Origin of the sequence: Pantoea sp. Seng, from assembly GCF_009829935.1 — a bacterium.
In the GTDB taxonomy this organism is placed as follows: Bacteria; Pseudomonadota; Gammaproteobacteria; order Enterobacterales; family Enterobacteriaceae; genus Pantoea; species Pantoea communis.
This window is the reverse complement of the sequence record NZ_SZZV01000018.1, coordinates 1-20,840: the sequence shown is the minus strand read 5'-3', so window position 1 is coordinate 20,840 and position 20,840 is coordinate 1. Positions and strand designations below refer to the sequence as shown.

15 protein-coding genes and 1 riboswitch are annotated in these 20,840 nt (G+C 53.9%); of the genes, 11 read left to right on the top strand and 4 right to left on the bottom strand.

Annotated features, from left to right (window positions below; all coding sequences use genetic code 11):
• A complete protein-coding gene (locus tag FD737_RS17860) occupies positions 1-2,433 on the top strand; it encodes a bifunctional aspartate kinase/homoserine dehydrogenase II (protein WP_058960107.1) in 2,433 nt (810 codons plus the stop codon).
• Between the two features lie 216 nt (positions 2,434-2,649).
• Positions 2,650-3,546: a methylenetetrahydrofolate reductase gene (gene metF, locus FD737_RS17855; RefSeq protein ID WP_160834176.1), complete on the top strand. Its 897-nt coding sequence runs from the start codon at positions 2,650-2,652 to the stop codon at positions 3,544-3,546.
• Positions 3,547-3,777: 231 nt separating this feature from the next.
• Here the strand turns inward: metF and ppc are convergent, their stop codons facing one another.
• Both ppc and argE read right to left on the bottom strand, forming a co-directional pair.
• Positions 3,778-6,429 (bottom strand): phosphoenolpyruvate carboxylase, encoded by a 2,652-nt coding sequence (gene ppc, locus FD737_RS17850; RefSeq protein ID WP_045833619.1) that lies wholly within the window; start codon positions 6,427-6,429, stop codon positions 3,778-3,780.
• A 246-nt stretch (positions 6,430-6,675) separates the two neighbouring features.
• Positions 6,676-7,824 (bottom strand): acetylornithine deacetylase, encoded by a 1,149-nt coding sequence (gene argE, locus FD737_RS17845; protein WP_045815696.1) that lies wholly within the window; start codon positions 7,822-7,824, stop codon positions 6,676-6,678.
• Between the two features lie 169 nt (positions 7,825-7,993).
• On the opposite strand from argE, the gene argC reads away from it, so the two are divergent.
• The 5 genes from argC (at position 7,994) to oxyR (ending at position 13,652) form a co-directional block, all read left to right on the top strand.
• Positions 7,994-8,998, top strand: a complete 1,005-nt coding sequence (gene argC, locus FD737_RS17840) for an N-acetyl-gamma-glutamyl-phosphate reductase (protein ID WP_034823925.1) — start codon at positions 7,994-7,996, stop codon at positions 8,996-8,998.
• A gap of 15 nt (positions 8,999-9,013) precedes the next feature.
• On the top strand, positions 9,014-9,787 hold the full coding sequence (argB, locus tag FD737_RS17835) for an acetylglutamate kinase (protein WP_160834175.1): 774 nt from the start codon (positions 9,014-9,016) through the stop codon (positions 9,785-9,787).
• Positions 9,788-9,802: 15 nt separating this feature from the next.
• The gene (locus FD737_RS17830; RefSeq protein ID WP_038644110.1) at positions 9,803-11,020 is read left to right on the top strand and encodes an argininosuccinate synthase; all 1,218 of its coding nucleotides are present in this window, start codon (positions 9,803-9,805) and stop codon (positions 11,018-11,020) included.
• A gap of 76 nt (positions 11,021-11,096) precedes the next feature.
• Complete coding sequence (argH, locus tag FD737_RS17825; protein WP_097119679.1) at positions 11,097-12,470, top strand: argininosuccinate lyase; 1,374 nt, start codon at positions 11,097-11,099, stop codon at positions 12,468-12,470.
• Positions 12,471-12,734: 264 nt separating this feature from the next.
• Positions 12,735-13,652, top strand: a complete 918-nt coding sequence (oxyR, locus tag FD737_RS17820; RefSeq protein ID WP_097119680.1) for a DNA-binding transcriptional regulator OxyR — start codon at positions 12,735-12,737, stop codon at positions 13,650-13,652.
• Here the strand turns inward: oxyR and sthA are convergent.
• Complete coding sequence (sthA, locus tag FD737_RS17815) at positions 13,635-15,035, bottom strand: Si-specific NAD(P)(+) transhydrogenase (protein WP_021506825.1); 1,401 nt, start codon at positions 15,033-15,035, stop codon at positions 13,635-13,637. The genes oxyR and sthA overlap by 18 nt on opposite strands.
• Before the next feature lie 194 nt (positions 15,036-15,229).
• On the opposite strand from sthA, the gene fabR reads away from it, so the two are divergent.
• Together fabR and FD737_RS17805 are read left to right on the top strand one after the other, a co-directional pair.
• Positions 15,230-15,874, top strand: a complete 645-nt coding sequence (gene fabR, locus FD737_RS17810; protein ID WP_034823706.1) for an HTH-type transcriptional repressor FabR — start codon at positions 15,230-15,232, stop codon at positions 15,872-15,874.
• Positions 15,875-15,892: 18 nt separating this feature from the next.
• A complete protein-coding gene (locus FD737_RS17805; protein ID WP_097119681.1) occupies positions 15,893-16,249 on the top strand; it encodes a YijD family membrane protein in 357 nt (118 codons plus the stop codon).
• 36 nt (positions 16,250-16,285) lie between these two features.
• Here FD737_RS17805 and trmA read toward each other — a convergent pair whose 3' ends face one another.
• Complete coding sequence (gene trmA, locus FD737_RS17800) at positions 16,286-17,389, bottom strand: tRNA (uridine(54)-C5)-methyltransferase TrmA (protein WP_160834174.1); 1,104 nt, start codon at positions 17,387-17,389, stop codon at positions 16,286-16,288.
• 111 nt (positions 17,390-17,500) lie between these two features.
• Positions 17,501-17,682: riboswitch (cobalamin riboswitch) on the top strand.
• 69 nt (positions 17,683-17,751) lie between these two features.
• Here trmA and btuB point away from each other — a divergent pair.
• On the top strand, positions 17,752-19,623 hold the full coding sequence (btuB, locus tag FD737_RS17795) for a TonB-dependent vitamin B12 receptor BtuB (RefSeq protein WP_160834173.1): 1,872 nt from the start codon (positions 17,752-17,754) through the stop codon (positions 19,621-19,623).
• The gene (gene murI, locus FD737_RS17790) at positions 19,568-20,419 is read left to right on the top strand and encodes a glutamate racemase (protein ID WP_058960101.1); all 852 of its coding nucleotides are present in this window, start codon (positions 19,568-19,570) and stop codon (positions 20,417-20,419) included. The genes btuB and murI overlap by 56 nt, the downstream gene beginning before the upstream one ends.
• Positions 20,420-20,840: the final 421 nt, after the last annotated feature.

Genomic DNA, 20,840 nt, shown 5'->3' with positions numbered 1-20,840 from the left:
ATGACAAGTTCAGCAGGCGCGGGAACGCCGAACAAGCAGTTGCACAAATTTGGTGGCAGTAGCCTGGCGGATGCACGTTGTTATCAACGTGTCGCCAGCATCATGGCGGATTACAGCCAGCCGGGCGATTTAATGGTGGTCTCTGCCGCAGGCAGCACCACCAACCAGCTGATTAGCTGGCTTAAACTGAGCCAGAGCGATCGCTTATCTGCCCATCAGGTGCAACAAGCTTTACGCCGTTTTCACAGCGAACTGATCGCTGCGCTGTTGCCTGTTGAATTTGCTGAAACGCTGACCGCTGCCTTTATTCGCGATTTAGAACGTCTGGCGGCACTGCTTGACGGCGCTATCACCGATGCGGTGTATGCCGAAGTGGTGGGGCACGGTGAAATCTGGTCGGCACGCTTGATGGCGGCAGTGCTGAGCCAGCGTGATATCGAGTCTGCATGGCTGGACGCGCGTGACTTTCTGCGTGCCGAACGTGCTGCGCAGCCACAGGTCGATGAAGGCAAGTCCTGGCCATTGCTACAGGCGCTGCTGGCTCAGCATCCTCATAAACGTTTGGTAGTAACCGGCTTTATCAGCCGTAGCGATGCCGGTGAAACGGTGTTACTGGGTCGCAATGGTTCGGACTACTCAGCCACGCAGATCGGTGCGCTGGCAGGCGTAAACCGTGTCACCATCTGGAGCGATGTGGCCGGTGTCTATAGCGCCGATCCGCGTAAAGTGTCCGACGCCTGCTTGCTGCCTTTACTGCGCTTAGATGAGGCCAGCGAGCTGGCGCGTCTGGCCGCACCGGTATTGCATACACGTACGCTGCAGCCCGTGTCGAATAGCGATATCGATCTGCAGTTGCGTTGCAGCTATCAACCTGAGCAGGGCTCAACGCGCATTGAGCGCGTACTGGCTTCCGGTACCGGCGCGCGTATTGTCACCAGCCACGACGATGTGTGCCTGGTAGAGATCCACATCCCAGAAAACCACGATTTCAAAACGCAGCAGAAAGAGATCGATCTGCTGCTGAAGCGTGCGCAACTGCGTCCGCTGGCGATGGGTGTCCATCCCGATCGCCGTTTGCTGCAACTCTGCTACACCTCCGAAGTGGTGAACAGCGCATTCAATTTGTTGCAGGACGCTGCGCTGCCGGGTCATCTGCAACTGCGCGATGGCTTAGCGTTGGTGGCGTTGGTCGGCGCAGGCGTGACGCGTAACCCGCTCCATAGCCATCGTTTCTGGCAACAGATCAAAGACCAGCCGGTTGAGTTTGTCTGGCAGTCAGAAGATCACATCAGTATTGTTGCCGTACTGCGCGTAGGACCGACGCAGCACCTGATTCAGGGGCTGCACCAGTCATTGTTCCGCGCCGAAAAGCGCATCGGTCTGATGCTGTTTGGTAAAGGCAATATCGGCTCACGCTGGCTGGAGTTGTTTGCCCGCGAGCAGGAAGGCTTATCGGCGCGTACCGGCTTTGAGTATGTGTTGGCAGGCGTGGCGGATAGCAGTCGTAGTTTGCTGAGCTACGAAGGTCTGGAAGCCAGCCGTGCGCTCGCCTTTTTTGATGACGAAGCCGAAGAACGCGATGAAGAGTCGCTGTTCCTGTGGATGCGCGCCCATCCGTTCGATGATTTAGTGGTGCTGGACGTCACCGCCAGCGCACCGCTGGCACAGCAATATCTTGATTTTGCCAGCCACGGTTTCCATGTCATTAGCGCGAACAAAGTCGCAGGCGCATCCAGCAGCCAGAGTTGGCGGCAGATTCGTGATGCGTTCGCCAAAACCGGCCGTCACTGGCTATATAACGCCACGGTAGGCGCAGGATTACCGGTGAACCATACGGTGCGCGATCTGCGCGAAAGCGGCGACAGCATTCTGGCCATCAGTGGTATTTTCTCCGGCACGCTGTCCTGGCTGTTCCTGCAATTTGATGGCACCGTGCCGTTCAGTGAGCTGGTGGATCAGGCCTGGCAGCAAGGTCTCACCGAACCCGATCCGCGCGTAGATCTGTCGGGGCAGGATGTGATGCGCAAGCTGGTCATCCTGGCGCGTGAAGCCGGTTATGACATCGAGCCGGATCAGGTGCGTGTTGAATCGCTGGTGCCGTCGGATTGCGAAGAAGAATCGATTGACCACTTCTTCGAGAATGCCGACGAGTTGAATGACCAAATGCTGCAACGCTTTGAAGCGGCGCAGGAGATGGGCCTGGTGCTGCGCTATGTGGCACGTTTCGATGCCAACGGAAAGGCCCGTGTGGGGGTGGAAGCGGTGCGTCCGGAACACCCGCTGGCTTCACTGCTGCCGTGCGATAACGTGTTTGCTATCGAAAGCCGCTGGTATCGTGATAATCCGCTGGTGATCCGCGGGCCGGGCGCCGGCCGTGATGTGACAGCCGGTGCGTTACAATCGGATATCAATCGTCTCGCACAACTGCTGTAGTCTGCCTTGCAACGCAGACGGTGCCCGCCGTCTGCGCTTTTCACCCTCTGCGCTAACATGAAACTCTTTCAACTTGATTGAATATTTGTCACGCCTGTACATTAATTTTAAGTTGACGCTAACGCGCTAATGGTTCATTTTGTGCATCTGGACGTCTAAACGTATAGATGTTCGCAGGCCGCAAGTTAACCGATATGTGACGACGAGGTAATCTGGATGAGTTTCTTTCACGCCAATCAGCGCGAAGCGTTGAACCAAAGCCTGGCTGAGCTGAACGGGCAAATTAATGTCTCTTTTGAATTTTTCCCGCCTCGCACCAGTGAAATGGAAGAAACCTTGTGGAGTTCGATTGATCGACTGAGCATCCTGAAACCGAAATTCCTCTCTGTCACCTACGGTGCGAACTCTGGCGAACGCGACCGTACGCACAGCATCATCAAAGGCATTAAAGAGCGCACCGGCCTGGAAGCGGCTCCTCATCTGACCTGCATTGATGCCACGCGTGATGAGTTACGCACCATCGCGCGCGATTACTGGGATAACGGTATCCGTCACATCGTGGCCCTGCGCGGCGATTTGCCTCCGGGTAGCGGCAAGCCTGAGATGTACGGCGCTGATTTGGTTGAATTGCTTAAAGAAGTGGGCGATTTTGATATCTCCGTAGCCGCTTATCCGGAAGTGCATCCTGAAGCGAAAAGTGCGCAAGCGGATTTGATCAACCTGAAGCGTAAGGTTGATGCTGGTGCCAACCGCGCCATCACGCAGTTCTTCTTTGATGTTGAGAGTTACCTGCGCTTCCGCGATCGCTGTGTTGCGGCAGGCATTGATGTCGAAATCGTGCCGGGCATTTTGCCGGTATCTAACTTCAAACAGCTGCAGCGCTTTGCCACCATGACTAACGTGCGCGTGCCGGGCTGGATGAATGCGATGTTTGCCGGACTGGATGACGATCCAGAAACCCGCAAAATGGTCGGCGCCAATATCGCCATGGACATGGTGAAAATCCTGTCACGCGAAGGGGTGAAGGATTTCCACTTCTACACGCTGAACCGCGCAGAATTGAGTTACGCCATCTGTCACACGCTGGGTGTGCGTCCGACCTTAACGAACTGATTTTATTAAATAGAATTATGAGGGGGCCAATGTGCCCTCTTTTCATTGGCACCATGTTACCCAGCGGGAAGAGGCGGCAAATGGAGTAAAGCGTTGGGCGCCAGGGATGGCGCACGCCGAGCGATCAGGGACGAGATAGCGGCTTTACGTAATTGCCGCCTCTTCCCGCGACGCGCAACACCCATTAAAAAAGGGGCACATTGGCCCCTTCGTGATTAGCGTTTTACGCCACTAGCCCGTATTACGCATACCCGCTGCTACACCCGCAATCGTCACCATCAACGCTTGTTCAACACGCGCATCCGGCTCGTCACCACGCTCTTCCTGCGCACGTGCACGATGCAGCAGTTCAGCCTGCAACACGTTGAGCGGATCGGTGTAAACGTTACGCAGCGCGATAGACTCGGCGATCCATGGCTGGTCAGCCATCAAATGCGCATCGTTGGCGATGGTCAACACGGCTTTGATATCCGCAGCCAGCTGATCGCGCAATTGCAGACCCAGCGGCCACAGTGATTTATCAACCAGACGCTGATCGTAATACTCCGCCAGCCACAGGTCAGCTTTTGAGAACACCATCTCCAGCATGCCCAGACGGGTGGCGAAGAACGGCCATTGGCTACACATCGCTTCCAGCTGGTCCTGATGCCCTTCGTCCATCGCCTTCTGCAGCGCCGCACCGGCACCGAGCCAGGCTGGCAGCATCAAGCGGTTCTGCGTCCAGGCGAAGATCCACGGAATCGCACGCAGTGATTCCACGCCGCCGGTAGGACGACGCTTCGCCGGACGTGAACCGAGTGGCAGTTTACCCAGCTCTTGCTCTGGCGTGGCCGAACGGAAATACGGTACGAAGTCCGGGTTTTCACGCACATAGCCGCGATACATGGCGCAGGAATGGGCTGACAAACCGTTCATGATCTCTTTCCACTCGCGCTTAGGCTCGGGCGGTGGCATCAGGTTGGCTTCCAGAATCGCACCGGTATACAGCGACAGGCTGGCGATGGTGACTTCTGGCAAACCGTATTTGAAGCGAATCATCTCGCCTTGTTCGGTCACGCGCAGGCCGCCTTTCAGGCTGCCCGGCGGTTGCGACAGCAGTGCTGCGTGTGCCGGTGCGCCGCCACGGCCGATGGAACCGCCGCGTCCGTGGAACAGCGTCAGCGTGATGCCGGCTTTCTCACAGGTCTTGATCAACGCATCCTGTGCTTCGTACTGCGCCCAGCTGGCGGCCATCACGCCTGCATCTTTCGCCGAATCGGAATAACCAATCATCACCATCTGTTTGCCGTTGATGAAACCGCGATACCAATCGATATTCAGCAACTGTGTCATCACGTCATTGGCGTTGTTCAAATCGTCGAGAGTTTCGAACAGTGGCGCTACCGGCATCGCGTAAGGAATACCGGCTTCTTTTAACAGCAAGTGCACCGCCAGCACGTCCGATGGCGTTTTCGCCATTGAAATCACGTAGGAGGCGATGGAACCCTGCGGCGCTTCAGCCACCACTTTACAGGTGTCCAGCACTTCACGGGTGTTGTCGCCCGGCTCCCATTGATGCGGCAGCAGCGGACGTTTGGAATTCAGTTCGCGGATCAGGAACGCCTGTTTGTCGGCTTCTGACCAGCTTTCGTAGTCACCCAGTCCCAGATAGCGCGTCACTTCGGCAATCGCTTCGGTGTGACGGGTGCTCTCCTGACGGATATCGATGCGCACCAACGGCACGCCGAAACACTTCACGCGACGCAGCGTATCCAGCAACTGACCGTTGGCGATGATGCCCATGCCGCACTGTTGCAGAGATTGATAGATGGCGAACAGCGGTTGCCACAGTTGATCGTTCGAGACCAGTAGATCGGCAGGGCGCGGCAGGCGCTCGCCTTTCAAACGACGGCCTAAATAAGCTTGCGTGGTCATCAGCTGGCCACGGATGCGCTTCAGAATCATGCGGTACGGTTCCAGCGCTTCTGGATCGCCGCACAACTCGCGTACTTCATCGCTGCATTCGGACATCGACAGTTCAGAAATCAGCACGCCCACGTCGCGCAGGAACAGATCGGCGGCTTTCCAGCGGCTCAACTGCATCGCATGGCGTGTGATAGGTGCGGTGACGTTCGGGTTACCGTCGCGATCGCCGCCCATCCACGAGGTGAATTTAATCGGCACGAAATCGACGGGCAACTTAATACCAAAGGTCTCTTCAACCTGCTCGTTCAGCTCGCGCAGGAATGCCGGTACGCCTTGCCACAGGCTATTTTCGACCACGGCAAAGCCCCATTTGGCTTCATCAATCGGTGTTGGACGATACTTACGGATTTCATCGGTATGCCAGGCTTGTGCGACCAACTGACGCAGGCGACGCATGACTTGCGTGCGCTCGTAATCGGAGAGATCGCTGTGGTCGAGTTGCTGCAGGCAGCTATTCACTTCGCCCAGCATGTGGATCAGCGTACGTCGGGTGATCTCCGTTGGGTGAGCGGTCAGCACCAGCTCCAGCGACAGTTCTTCGATCGCCTGGCGAATCGAACTTTCGCTGATGTCGTTTTGCTGCTTCAGACGCTCAAAGGTCTTCTTCAGGATTTCCGGATTATTCGCGCCATCGCCGCTGCGGGAGATGGTCTGATACTGCTCTGCCACGTTGGTCAGGTTGAGGAACTGGCTAAACGCGCGTGCAACAGGTAGTAACTCGTCATTAGACAGGTTTTGCAGCGTGTTCAGCAGTTCCTTACGATCGGTGTCATTGCCTGCGCGGGAGGACTTAGAGAGTTTGCGGATGGTTTCCACCCGATCGAGGATGTTCTCTCCCAGTGCATCCTTTATCGTATCCCCGAGCAGTTTGCCGAGCATACTGACATTACTTCGCATTGCGGAATATTGTTCGTTCATTTGACCCTGACACCCTTATCGTCTTGAAAGTACCCTTACACCCAACGGGCATAACATCGTCTTTTATCTAGCCACGGTTCTTCCTGTTCGTCAATTGACTTAAATTGACGATAATTCGCTGCTAACTACCGGAAATTCATAGAATTAACTTGGGGGGAAGCGAGATAAGTTATTCTTATTATCAAATCCCGAACAATGACCGGGCAATTTACTGTTTTAACAGTGAATTGCCCCATTTATTGTTAATCAGTGACAAAAATGCTGAACAACCTGCGTGATAAGCGCATGAGTTGGCTTAATAAATGCGGTATCGATAAATTCATCTGGCTGGTGCGCCTGATTGATCGATCCTGGACCTAAAACCAGCGTTGGACACAATTGCTGGATAAAAGGCGCTTCGGTGCAATAGTTCACCACTTCAGTCGGCACGCCCAGCAGTTTCTCTACCACTTTCACCAGCTCATGATCGGCCGGACATTCGTAGCCAGGAATCGGCGGGTGCAGTTCACCTACCGTTAAACGCCCCGGCCAGCGTTCGCTTACTGGCGCCAAGGCTTCATTCAGCAAGCCATCCAAATCGCTCAGAGTTAAGCCCGGCAGCGGACGAATATCCATGTGCAATTCGCAGCAGGCGCAGATACGGTTCGCGGCATCGCCACCGTGAATGTGACCAAAGTTCATGGTCGGGTAAGGAATCGCAAATCCATCGTGGTTATAGCGATTTTTCAGGGTATTGCGCAGTTGCATCAGCTGGGTAATGGATTCATGCATCAGCTCAATGGCGTTCACACCGCGTGAAGGATCGCTGGAGTGGCCTGACTGACCCTGAATACGAATCACGTTCGACAGATGACCTTTGTGCGCGCGCACCGGCTTCAGTGAGGTCGGCTCACCAATGATGGCGCAATCTGGACGCAACTGGGTGGATTCGGAAAAGTACTTCGCACCGGCCATGGTGGTCTCTTCATCGGCGGTGGCGAGGATGTACAGTGGCTTGCTCAGTTTGGTCACGTCAACGTCACGCAGCGCATCCAGAATAAAAGCAAAGAAGCCTTTCATATCCGCCGTACCTAAACCGTATAGCTTGTTGTCGTGCTCGGTCAGGGTGAAAGGATCGCGCGTCCAGCGGCCATCATCATACGGAACGGTATCGGTATGGCCTGCCAGCAGCAGGCCGCCAGCACCCAAACCGCTGCGTGCCAGCATATTGAATTTATGACGCGTACCCGGGACTGGCTGGACTTCAACACTGAAGCCTAAATCGCGGAACCAGCCCGCCAGCAAATTGATTAAAGTTTCATTGCTCTGATCCAGCGCGCTGTCAGTGGCGCTGATCGATGGTGTGGCAATCAGCTGGCGGTAGAGTTCGATAAAAGGTGGTAATTTTGTCTTCACTGTTGACGGTCCTTGGGTTAGGATGTATCAATATTCATGCATTAATAGTGAATAAAAATACAATAACGTCGTTTGCAAGTGAAGCGTAAAATCATCTGCAAACGGCATCGTGGGCAACGGGGCAAAGCCGCGACCCGGAATGAGTGACTGTAAAAAGGGTTACAGCCTGATGTTGAATACGCTGATCGTTGGTGCCAGTGGTTATGCTGGCGTAGAGCTTGCCACTTACCTGAATCGCCATCCGCATATGAACATAACCGCTTTGGCGGTTTCAGCGCAAAGCCCGGACGCCGGAAAATTACTCTCCGATCTGCATCCGCAGCTGAAAGGCATTGTCGATTTGCCGCTGCAGCCGCTGAGTGAGGCTTCCGAGTGGGCAGACAAAGTCGATGTGGTGTTCCTCGCGACCGCGCATGAAGTCAGCCACGATCTGGCACCCGAATTCCTCAAAGCAGGCTGTGTGGTGTTTGACCTTTCCGGTGCGTTCCGTGTCAACGACGATGCTTTCTATACTCAATATTATGGTTTCAGCCATCAACATCAGGATTGGCTGGATAAAGCCGTTTACGGCCTGGCCGAATGGCAGCATGACAAAATCAAAGATGCACAGTTGGTTGCTGTGCCGGGTTGCTATCCAACGGCTGCACAATTGTCATTGAAGCCGCTGGTCGAAGCCGGTTTGCTTAACGATGCACAATGGCCGGTGATCAATGCCACCAGTGGTGTGAGCGGCGCAGGGCGTAAAGCCAACGTCGGCACCAGCTTCTGTGAAGTGAGCCTGCAGCCGTATGGCTTGTTCAATCATCGTCATCATCCTGAAATCGTGGCGCATCTCGGTACGCCTGTGATTTTCACCCCGCATCTGGGTAGCTTCCCGCGCGGTATTCTTTCGACCACCACCTGCCGCCTGAAAGCGGGCGTGACGCAGCAAGACGTGGCAGATGCCTTCCACAAGGCTTACCACGACAAACCGCTGGTGCGTGTGTATGACAAAGGTGTCCCGGCATTGAAAGCCGTGGTCGGCTTGCCGTTCTGCGATATTGGCTTTGCCATGCAGGGCGAGCACCTGATTGTGGTGGCGGCCGAAGATAACCTGCTGAAAGGTGCCTCTTCGCAGGCGGTTCAATGCTTAAACATTCGTTTCGGCTACCCTGAAACATTGTCTCTGATTTAACGGACGGAAACTGCAATGAATCCATTGATTATTAAGCTGGGTGGCGTTCTGCTGGATAGCGAAGAAGCGCTGGCCCGCTTGTTTGATGCGCTGCTGGCCTACCGCAATGACCATCAGCGTCCGCTGATCATTGTGCACGGCGGCGGCTGCCTGGTGGACGAGCTGATGAAGAAGCTCGCTCTGCCAGTGAAAAAGAAGAACGGTTTGCGCGTGACGCCAGCCGATCAGATTGACATTATTACTGGTGCCCTGGCGGGTACAGCGAACAAGACCTTGCTGGCCTGGGCGAAGAAGTACGGCATTGGTGCTGTGGGCTTATGCCTCGGTGATGCGGGCCTGGTAAACGTGGCGCAGTTCGACGAGGAACTTGGCCATGTGGGCAATGCGACGCCGGGTAATCCAGCGCTGGTGAATACCTTACTGAGCGCGGGCTATATGCCGGTGATCAGCTCCATCGGTATTACTGACGGCGGCGATCTGATGAACGTCAACGCTGACCAGGCAGCGACCGCGCTGGCAGCGACCATTGGTGCTGATTTAGTCCTGCTTTCAGATGTCAGCGGTATTCTCGATGGCAAAGGTCAACGTATCGAAGAGATGACGGCCGATAAAGCACAGCAGCTGATCGATCAGGGCATTATTACTGATGGCATGATCGTTAAAGTGAACGCGGCACTCGATGCCGCACGTACTTTAGGTCGTCCGGTTGATATCGCCAGCTGGCGCCATGCTGAACAGCTGCCAACCCTTTTCAACGGCGTGTCGATTGGCACCCGGATTCTCGCATAATCAAGGATTTAAGACATGAGCACGCAAAACATCAAAAAAATCGTTCTGGCCTATTCTGGCGGTCTGGATACTTCGGCCATCATTCCATGGTTGAAAGAGAATTACGGCGGTTGTGAAGTGGTGGCATTCGTGGCCAACATTGGCCAGGACCCAGCCGATCTGGAAGGCGTTGAGAAGAAGGCGCTGCAGTCTGGTGCATCTGAGTGTCACGTTGCTGACCTGCGTGAAGAGTTCATCAGCGAATACGTGTATCCCGTGCTGCAAACCGGTGCTTTGTACGAAGGCACTTACCTGCTGGGCACCTCAATGGCACGTCCAATCATCGCTAAAGCGCAGGTTGAGCTGGCGCTGAAAGTCGGTGCAGACGCGCTGTGCCACGGTGCGACCGGTAAAGGCAACGATCAGGTGCGTTTTGAAACCACCTACACCGCACTGGCGCCACAGCTGAAAGTGGTTGCGCCATGGCGTGAGTGGGATCTGCGTTCACGTGAAGCGCTGCTGGATTACCTGAAAGTGCGTAACATCCCAACGACGGCATCACTGGAAAAAATCTACAGCCGTGATGAGAACGCGTGGCACATCTCTACTGAAGGTGGCGTGCTGGAAAGCCCAGCGAATGCACCGAACAAAGATTGCTGGGTGTGGACCGTTGATCCACTGGAAGCGCCAGATCAGCCAGAGAACGTCACTGTGACCGTTGAGAAAGGTCGTGTCGTTGCGGTAAACGGCGAGAAGCTGAGCCCGTTCCAGTGCCTGGAGAAACTGAACGTGCTGGGCGCGAAACACGGCGTGGGTCGTATCGACATCGTGGAAAACCGTCTGGTCGGTATCAAATCTCGCGGCTGCTATGAAACCCCTGGCGGCACCATTATGGTCAACGCACTGCGTGCGGTTGAGCAGCTGGTACTGGATCGTGACAGCTTCAAATGGCGTGAGCAGCTGGGCCACGAAATGTCATATGTAGTTTACGACGGTCGCTGGTTTGCGCCGCTGCGTAAATCTATCCAGGCTGCTGCCGAGTCCCTGGCAGAAGAGGTGAATGGCGAAGTGGTACTGCAGCTGTATAAAGGCCACGCCACTGCGATTCAGAAAACCTCGGCGAACAGCCTGTACTCGGAAGAGTTCGCGACCTTCGGCGAAGACGAAGTTTACGACCACAGCCACGCGGGCGGCTTCATCCGTCTGTTCTCTCTCTCTTCACGCATTCGTGCACTGAACGAGCAGAAGAAGTAATACCGCGGCAGATAACACATTTTGCAAGGGCGGCTTCGGGCCGCCCTTTCTATAACAGCATTCAGGAGTTAAGCAGATGGCACTTTGGGGCGGACGTTTTTCGCAGGCAGCAGACCAACGGTTTAAACAGTTCAACGATTCACTGCGTTTTGACTATCGTCTGGCGGAGCAGGACATCACCGGTTCGGTAGCGTGGTCTAAAGCGCTGGTTACCGTGAATGTGCTGAGCAGCGATGAGCAGCAGCAACTGGAAGCCGCATTGAATGAACTGCTGGCAGAAGTGCACGCCAATCCAGAGCAGATTCTGCAAAGCGATGCCGAAGATATCCATAGCTGGGTAGAAGGCAAGCTGATCGACAAAGTCGGCGCACTGGGCAAAAAACTGCACACTGGCCGTAGCCGTAACGATCAGGTCGCTACCGATCTGAAACTGTGGTGCAAAGAGCAGGTCGCGGTGTTGCTGGACGCCACGCGCGAACTGCAATCTGCCCTCGTTGCCACCGCTGAAGCTAATCAGGACGCGGTGATGCCAGGCTATACGCACCTGCAGCGTGCGCAGCCAGTGACCTTTGCGCACTGGTGCCTCGCCTATGTAGAAATGCTGGCGCGTGATGAAAGCCGTCTGCAGGATACGCTGAAGCGCTTAGACGTGAGCCCGCTGGGCTGTGGCGCACTGGCCGGCACCGCATATGAAATCGATCGCCAGCAGCTGGCCGGCTGGTTAGGCTTCGCGTCTGCTACTCGCAACAGTCTCGATACCGTGTCTGATCGTGACCACGTGCTGGAGCTGCTGTCGGATGCCTCAATCGGCATGATTCACCTTTCACGTTTCGCAGAAGACCTGATTTTCTTCAACACTGGCGAAGCGGGCTTCCTTGAACTGTCTGACAAAGTAACGTCGGGTTCTTCATTGATGCCACAGAAGAAAAACCCGGATGCACTGGAGCTGATTCGCGGCAAATGTGGCCGTGTACAAGGCGCACTGACCGGCATGATGATGACACTGAAAGGCTTGCCGCTCGCCTACAACAAAGACATGCAGGAAGACAAAGAAGGCCTGTTCGATGCGCTCGATACCTGGGTTGATTGTCTGCATATGTCAGTACTGGTGCTGGACGGCATTCAGGTGAAACGTCCACGTTGTCAGGAAGCGGCCGAGCAGGGTTACGCCAACTCCACCGAACTGGCGGATTATCTGGTGGCCAAAGGTGTACCGTTCCGTGAAGCGCACCACATTGTTGGTGAAACCGTGGTTGAAGCGATCAAGCAGGGCGTGGCGCTGGAAGCGTTAAGCCTGGCGCAATTGAAGCAGTTCAGTGCGGTGATTGAGGATGACGTTTATCCGATTCTGTCGCTGCAATCCTGCCTCGACAAGCGTAATGCACAGGGCGGTGTGTCGCCTCAGCAAGTCGCATTTGCCATCGCTGAAGCGAAAAAGCGTTTAGGCTAAAAAAAGAGCGGGCTCCTTTTCGGTAGCCCGCCAACCTCTAGCTTCAGAAATACATATTGTTATAGGCACATCATCAAGGGCTGGCACTCCCGGCCAACACTTTGATTTTTACCGCTGATTGCAGGTGATGCTCGACGTCATCTCAGCGTCTTTTTCAACATTGCTTGCTATGGCCGGTATTATTCCTGTTCATCGCTTGATAGGGCTAATCGTTCATTGCTATTCTATCTATCGCCACGGGCTATCGTGGTTTGGAGGAAATCAATGAACATTCGTGATCTGGAGTATCTGGTTTCGCTTGCGGAGCATCGCCATTTCCGGCGTGCAGCTGATGCGTGTCATGTCAGCCAACCTACCTTGAGCGGTCAAATTCGAAAGCTTGAAGATGAGCTCGGTGTGATGCTGCTGGAGCGTACCAGCCGTAAGGTGTTATTTACCCAGGCTGGACTGTTGCTGGTGGATCAGGCGCGAACTGTGCTGCGCGAAGTCAAAGTGCTGAAGGAGATGGCGAGCCAACAGGGCGAAGCGATGTCCGGACCGCTGCATATTGGTCTGATTCCAACCACTGGCCCGTATTTGCTGCCGCAGATCATTCCCATGCTGCATCAAACCTTCCCTAAACTCGAAATGTACCTGCACGAAGCGCAAACGCAGCAACTGCTGGCACAACTCGACAGTGGCAAACTGGATTGCGCGATTCTGGCGCTGGTGAAAGAGAGCGAAGCCTTTATTGAGGTGCCGCTGTTTGATGAGCCAATGAAGCTGGCGATCTACAAGGATCATCCATGGCACGATCGCGATCGTGTGCCGATGTCTGATCTGGCCGGCGAAAAGCTGCTGATGCTGGAAGATGGCCACTGCTTGCGCGATCAAGCCATGGGCTTCTGCTTTGAAGCCGGTGCGGATGAAGATACCCATTTCCGCGCAACCAGCCTGGAAACGCTACGCAACATGGTCGCGGCAGGAAGCGGCATTACTTTGCTGCCTTCGCTGGCGGTGCCGAATGAGCGAGTGCGTGATGGCGTGTGCTATCTGCCTTGCTATAAGCCGGTTCCGCAGCGCACGATTGCTTTGGTTTATCGCCCAGGATCACCTCTGCGCAGCCGCTATGAGCAGCTGGCAGAAGCAATCAAAACCCACATGCAGGGTCATCTGGACACGTCGTTAAAACAGGCGGTTTAAGCCGTTGAGCGCCGCGACGCGATAGGCCTCGGCCATGGTCGGATAGTTGAAGGTGGTATTCACGAAGTACTCGATCGTGTTGCCGCCGTTCTTCTGCTCCATAATGGCTTGCCCGATGTGAATAATTTCTGCCGCACGTTCGCCAAAGCAGTGAATACCTAAAATCTCTTTGGTTTCACGATGGAATAGAATCTTCAGGCTACCCACGTGCATCCCCACAATCTGCGCACGCGCCAGATGTTTGAACTGCGCACGACCCACTTCGTAAGGCACTTTCATCGCAGTCAGCTGCTGTTCGGTTTTACCCACTGAGCTGATCTCCGGAATGGTATAAATCCCGGTGGGAATATCTTCGATCAAATGAGCAGTGGCTTCACCTTTAATGATCGCCTGTGCCGCAATTCGGCCCTGATCGTAGGCGGCTGAAGCCAGGCTCGGATAACCAATCACGTCGCCCACTGCATAGATGTGCGGCTGCGCAGTCTGGTACATGCTGTTCACTTTCAACAGGCCACGACCATCAGCTTCCAGCCCAACATTTTCCAGCGCCAGTGAATCGGTGTTACCGGTACGGCCGTTAGCGTACAGCAGGCAATCCGCTTTCACTTTCTTGCCCGACTTCAGGTGCATGATCACGCCGTCACTGACACCTTCAATCTTCTCGAACTCTTCGTTGTGACGAATCACCACGCCGCTGTTCCAGAAGTGATAGGAGAGCGAATCTGACATTTCCTGATCGAGGAATGCCAGCAAACGATCACGGGTGTTAATCAAATCCACCTTGACGTTCAGGCCACGGAAAATTGATGCGTATTCGCAACCAATCACACCGGCACCGTAGATGATCACATGGCCAGGTTCATGATGCAGATTGAGGATGGAGTCGGAGTCGTAAATGCGTGGGTGCGTAAAGTCGACGTCTGCAGGATGGTAAGGACGTGAACCGCACGCAATCACGAATTTTTCTGCGGTTAAGCGTTCGCGGGTGCCATCGGGCTGTTCAACTTCGATGGTGTTGGCATCAACAAAATGGGCATCGCCCTGATAAAGCTCACAACGGTTGCGCTCATAAAATCCCTGACGCATTGCCGTTTGCTGACTGATAACGTTTTCGGTGTGATTCAAAATGTCAGCAAATGAGGAGCGCAGGAGTCGGGTGTGATCGCTATAAAGAGGGTTTTGATTGAACTCGATAATACGGCTGACAGCGTGACGTAAAGCTTTGGAGGGGATGGTCCCCCAGTGAGTACAACCGCCGCCGATATTATGGTAGCGTTCGATCACTGCAATGCGCGCTCCCTGCTTCACCAGGCCCATTGCCGCACCTTCGCCGCCTGGACCTGAGCCAATCACAATGGCATCGTAATCGTAAGACTTTTGCATACCAGTACGTCCTATTTTTCTATCACATTTTTACAACGAGATTCTAACATCTCACCGCGCACTTCTGAATTCTAACAGCGAAAAATCCCCAGTTTTGACAAAGCGTGAGGTACACAGGCGGTCACAAACTTTGCGCCACTGTACGCTGAAAAGTTTGTTATAGTGCCTTCCAGATCACTTAAAAGGCCGGGAAAATGGGCGTCAGGGCGCAACAGAAAGAACGTACAAGACGTACGCTGATTGAAGCAGCCTTCAGTCAGTTAAGTGCAGAAAGGAGTTTTGCCAGCCTGAGTTTGCGTGAAGTTGCGCGTGAAGCCGGGATTGCACCTACCTCGTTTTATCGTCACTTTAAAGATGTGGATGAACTGGGTTTGACCATGGTCGACGAAAGCGGCCTGATGTTACGCCAGTTGATGCGCCAGGCACGCCAGCGCATTGCCAAGGGCGGCAGCATCATCAAGACCTCCGTTTCCACATTTATGGAATTTATCGGGAACAATCCCAACGCTTTTCGTCTCTTACTACGCGAGCGCTCCGGAACATCGGCCGCGTTTCGTGCCGCAGTTGCGCGAGAAATTCAGCACTTTATTGCTGAGCTCGCGGATTACCTTGAGCTGGAAAATCGGATGCCGCGCAGCTTTACCGAAGCGCAGGCCGAAGCCATGGTGACCATCGTGTTCAGCGCCGGTGCGGAAGCGCTGGATGTGGATATCGAACAGCGTCGCAAGCTGGAAGATCGCCTGGTGCTGCAATTGCGCATGATCGCCAAAGGCGCTTATTACTGGTATCGCCGGGAGCAGGAACGTCTGGCGGTGACCCTGGAAAAACCCGAAGAGTAATGTGATAAGGATAATGAAATGATTGAGCAAGACCCACGCGATAAAGGAACCCTGTTGTTGGCTTTTATCACCGGTTTAGCGATCAACGGCTCCTTTTCGGTGCTGTTCAGTACGTTTGTGCCTTTTTCGATATTCCCGCTGATCGCCCTTGGCCTCGCAGCCTGGTGTCTGCATCAGCGTTATCTTAACCGCAATATGCCCGATGGCATGCCTTCACTGGCCGCGGCGTTTTTCCTGTTGGGTATTCTGGTGTATAGCGCGCTGGTGCGTGCTGAATATCCGGATATCGGTTCCAACTTCATCCCGACCATTTTGATGGTGGCGCTGGTGTTCTGGATTGCCACTCGCTTCCGCCGCGCCAGGAACAAAAGCTAAATACAACAACGGGAACCGCAGGGTTCCCGTTTTGTTTTACGCTTTACGCGTGAGCCAGACGCCGCATTCCATATGATGGGTGTACGGGAACTGGTCGAACAACGCTAGCCGCGACACGTCATGCGTTTCACTCAGCGTGGCAAGATTGTCGCACAGGGTTTGCGGGTTGCAGGAGATATACAGGATGCGTGGATACGCCTGCACCATCTTCACGGTTTCCTCATCCAGGCCACTGCGTGGTGGATCGACAAAGATGGTCTCGCATTGATAGCTCTTCAGGTCGATACCTTCTAAGCGGTTGAAGCTGCGCACGCCATTCATCGCCTGCGTAAACTCTTCCGCCGCCATGCGAATGATCTGCACATTGTCGATATGGTTGGCGGCAATATTGTACTGCGCCGACGCCACCGAAGGCTTCGCGATCTCGGTTGCCAGTACGCGATGGAAGTTTCGCGCCAGCGCCAGTGAGAAGTTGCCGTTGCCGCAGTAAAGCTCCAGCAAATCACCACGTGAGCCCTGAGTGACATCCAGCGCCCATTCCAGCATCTGAATGTTCATCGCCGCATTAGGCTGGGTGAAGCTGTTCTCCACCTGACGATAAATCATCTCTTTGCCCGCTACGGGCAGGCATTCATCGACGTAATCGCGATCAAGGCAGATTTTGGTTTTGGTCGCACGGCCAATCAACTGCACATCGATGCCTTCAGCGCGCAGGGTGTCGCGCAGCGCGGTGGCGGCTTCCGTCCAGTCCGCTTCCAACTTACGGTGATACAACAGCGAAATCACAATCTGATTGCTCATCGTCGACAGGTAGTCGATTTGGAAAAGCTTGAAACGCAGCGCTTTGTTATCACGGATCGCATCGATCAATTTTGGCATCAACTGGTTGATCAACGCGCTGGCAGTAGGGAATTGATCCACACGGATGCGCTGCTTAGTCTCTTGATCAAAGATGATGTGGTACAGATCGTCGCCATCATGCCAGATACGGAATTCGGCGCGCATACGGTAGTGGCTGACCGGTGAGCGGAACACCTCCACGTCAGGCGCGGCAAAGGGCACCATCATCGCCTGTAAACGGCTGACTTTTTCCGCCAGTTGCGCGTCGTATTGTTCAATCGGGAGCTGTTCGGGTGTCATCTTTAATCCTGGTAATAAGCTAGCTTGCCGGGCGATTGTAGGCATTCACCTGCTGATGTCCAGTTCTGTGAGAAGATGATGGCTGGCAGTCTGGATTCCCGACCTTCTTAACCGTAGACTGCGACTGCCGGCCTCCTTGAGTTAAAAGGGAATCCAGTGTGAATCTGGAGCTGACGCGCAGCGGTAAAAGAATGTCATGGTGATCGATCATTAAACACTGTCCTGTGGGATGGGAAGTTTTTCACCATTTATGATTCTCAGCCCGAAGACCTGCCGGTGTGTCGTCGCAATCACTGCAACCATCGCGTGCTATCGGTTGTAGGCCTGCGGCATCCTGCTTCGTCTTTTGGATGCTTACAACAATGAATAAAAGCAAAACTACGCTGTGTGCCTTCAGTGCAACGGCGCTTTCACTCTGGGCTGCGTATGGCTACGCTCAGGATGATGATACGCAAATCGTTACCGCTAATCGTTTCGCTCAGCCGGTTTCATCGGTGCTGGCACCGACAACGGTAGTCACCCGTGAAGAGATCGATCGCTGGCAGGCGAAAAGCCTGACGGATGTGATGCGCCGTTTACCGGGCGTGGATATCGCGCAGAATGGTGGCCTTGGTCAATCCAGCTCGATGTTTATCCGTGGTACTAACTCCAGCCATGTGCTGATATTAATTGACGGCGTTCGCCTCAATCAGGCGGGTATTTCTGGTTCGTCTGATCTAAGCCAGATTCCGTTGTCACTGGTGCAGCGCATCGAATATATCCGTGGCGCGCGTTCAGCGGTTTATGGTTCGGATGCGATTGGTGGGGTGGTGAACATTATTACCGGCCGCGATAAAGCAGGTACCACGTTGACGGCGGGTGTCGGTTCCAATGGCTACCAAAGTTATGATGGTTCCACGCAGCAAATGCTGGGCGATGCCACCAAACTCACCATGGCGGGTAATTATACCTACACCAAGGGTTACGACGTGGTGGCCAACTTGCCTGACGTTTACGGCGATCCCGCGCAGAAAGACCGTGACGGCTTTATGAGCAAAACCTTGTATGGATCGTTGGAGCATCAATTTAACGATGAATTCAGCGGTTTCGTGCGTGGCTATGGTTTCGACAACCGAACGGCTTACGATGGTTACCCTACTTATGTAGAGCCGAACACCTTTGTCGATACTCGCCAGCTTTACAGCCAAACCTGGGATACCGGTCTGCGCTTCAATCAGGGTATCTACTCATCCCAATTAATCGCCAGCTACAGCCATACCAAAGATTACAACTACAGCCCGCAACTCGGTAAATACGATGCGACCGCCTCATTAAATGATGTGCAGCAGTACAACCTGCAGTGGGGTAACACTGTGCAGGTCGGACATGGTGCAATCAGCGGGGGCGTGGACTGGCAGAAACAGACTTCAGAACCGGGTACTAACTCCACTATTGAAGGTCAGGAACAACGTAATACTGGGATTTATGCTACTGCGCAGCAGCAATTTGGCAGCGTAACGCTGGAAGGGGCAGTACGTGGCGACGACAATGATGCGTTTGGCTGGCATAACACCTGGCAGAGCAGTGCCGCGTGGGAGTTTGTTGACGGCTACCGTGTTTTCGCTTCTTACGGTACGGCATTCAAATCGCCGAATTTAGGACAGCTTTACAGCCAGACGTATGGTAACCCGGATCTGAAGCCTGAAAAGAGCAAGCAGTGGGAAGGGGGCTTTGAGGGGCTGACGGGCCCGGTAAACTGGCGTGTATCCGGCTACCGCAATGATATCGACAATCTGATTGATAGCGACCCAAGCACTTACGTTTATTACAACATCGATAAAGCACGCATCAAAGGGGTGGAAGCCACAGCATCCTTCGATACTGGCCCGCTCAGCCATCAAATCTCATACGATTATGTTGATGCGCGTGATGCAGAGACTAATCAGCAGCTAGTACGCCGTGCTAAGCAGCAGGTGAAATACCAACTCGACTGGACAATCTACGATTTTGACTGGTCTGTGACCTATCACTATCTTGGCGATCGTTACGATAACGATTACAACCACTCTTACACGCCGCAGCGCGTGAAATTGGGCGGTGTGAGCTTGTGGGATCTCGCAGTCTCGTATCCGGTCACATCACAACTCACCGTTCGTGGTAGAATTGCCAACCTGTTCGATAAAGACTACGAGACAGTGTATGGCTATTCAACTCCAGGAACGGAGTATTACCTCAGCGCCAGCTACAGCTTCTGATCTGCGTCCCACCGTGCTGGTGTTTGACTCCGGCGTCGGTGGGCTCTCCGTCTATGATGAGGTCCGGCAGTTATTGCCGGATCTTCACTATTTATATGCCTTCGATAATGAAGGTTTCCCTTACGGTGAAAAAACCGAAGACTTTATTGTCGAGCGCGTGGTTGCTGTGGTTGAGGCGATTACAAAACGCTTCCCGCTGGCATTAGTCATCATTGCCTGTAACTCGGCTAGCACCGTTTCTTTACCTGCACTGCGTGAGCGATTCGAGTTTCCTGTTGTCGGTGTTGTGCCGGCGATTAAACCTGCTGCGCGTCTCACGCGTAATGGTGTCGTGGGATTACTGGCAACGCGCGGCACGGTAAAACGTCCTTATACTCATGAGCTGGTGGCGCAGTTTGCGCGCGAGTGCAAAATCGAAATGCTGGGTTCTGCTGAACTGGTAGAGCTGGCGGAAGCGAAACTGCATGGTGAAGGGGTGGAACTCTCTGATGTGCGCCATGCTGTGCAACCCTGGCTTCGTATGAAAGAGCCACCTGACACTGTCGTCCTGGGATGTACGCACTTTCCTCTATTGCGTGACGAGCTGCAAATGGTACTGCCTGAAGGCACGCGGCTAGTGGATTCTGGTGCAGCCATTGCACGCCGCACAGTATGGTTATTAGAACATGAAGCGCCGCACGCCGTTTCTTCTGGTCAGAATATGGCGTTCTGCACGCTTATGGATGAGGAGGCGGTGCAATTATCACCGGTTCTACGGCGTTATGGCTTTCCATTGCTGGAAAAACTGGCGATTTAGTGGGGTTTCGACGAAAAAAACAACACTCAGAATTTAATTTGCATTTAGCGCTTGTCAGCCAAAAAGAAATCCCTATACTGCGCCTCCACTGACACGGAACAACGGCTTACGAAGCGAAGTGTTCAGGAGGTGGTCTTCAAGGCAACCTTCAGAAAAGCAAAAATAAATGCTTGACTGAGAATGCGGAAAGCGTAATATACGCATCCCGCGCCGCTTGAGAAATCGCGGCACTGCTCTTTAACAATTTATCAGACAATCTGTGTGGGCACTCGCAGGATTGATATCAACGTCTCAGGACGTAAAAAATATCAAGTCTCACGAGTGAACACATAATGAAATTCATTATGACGTTTTACAGATGAGCATCGCTGCACTTGTTGCAGCAAATCAAACTTTAAATTGAAGAGTTTGATCATGGCTC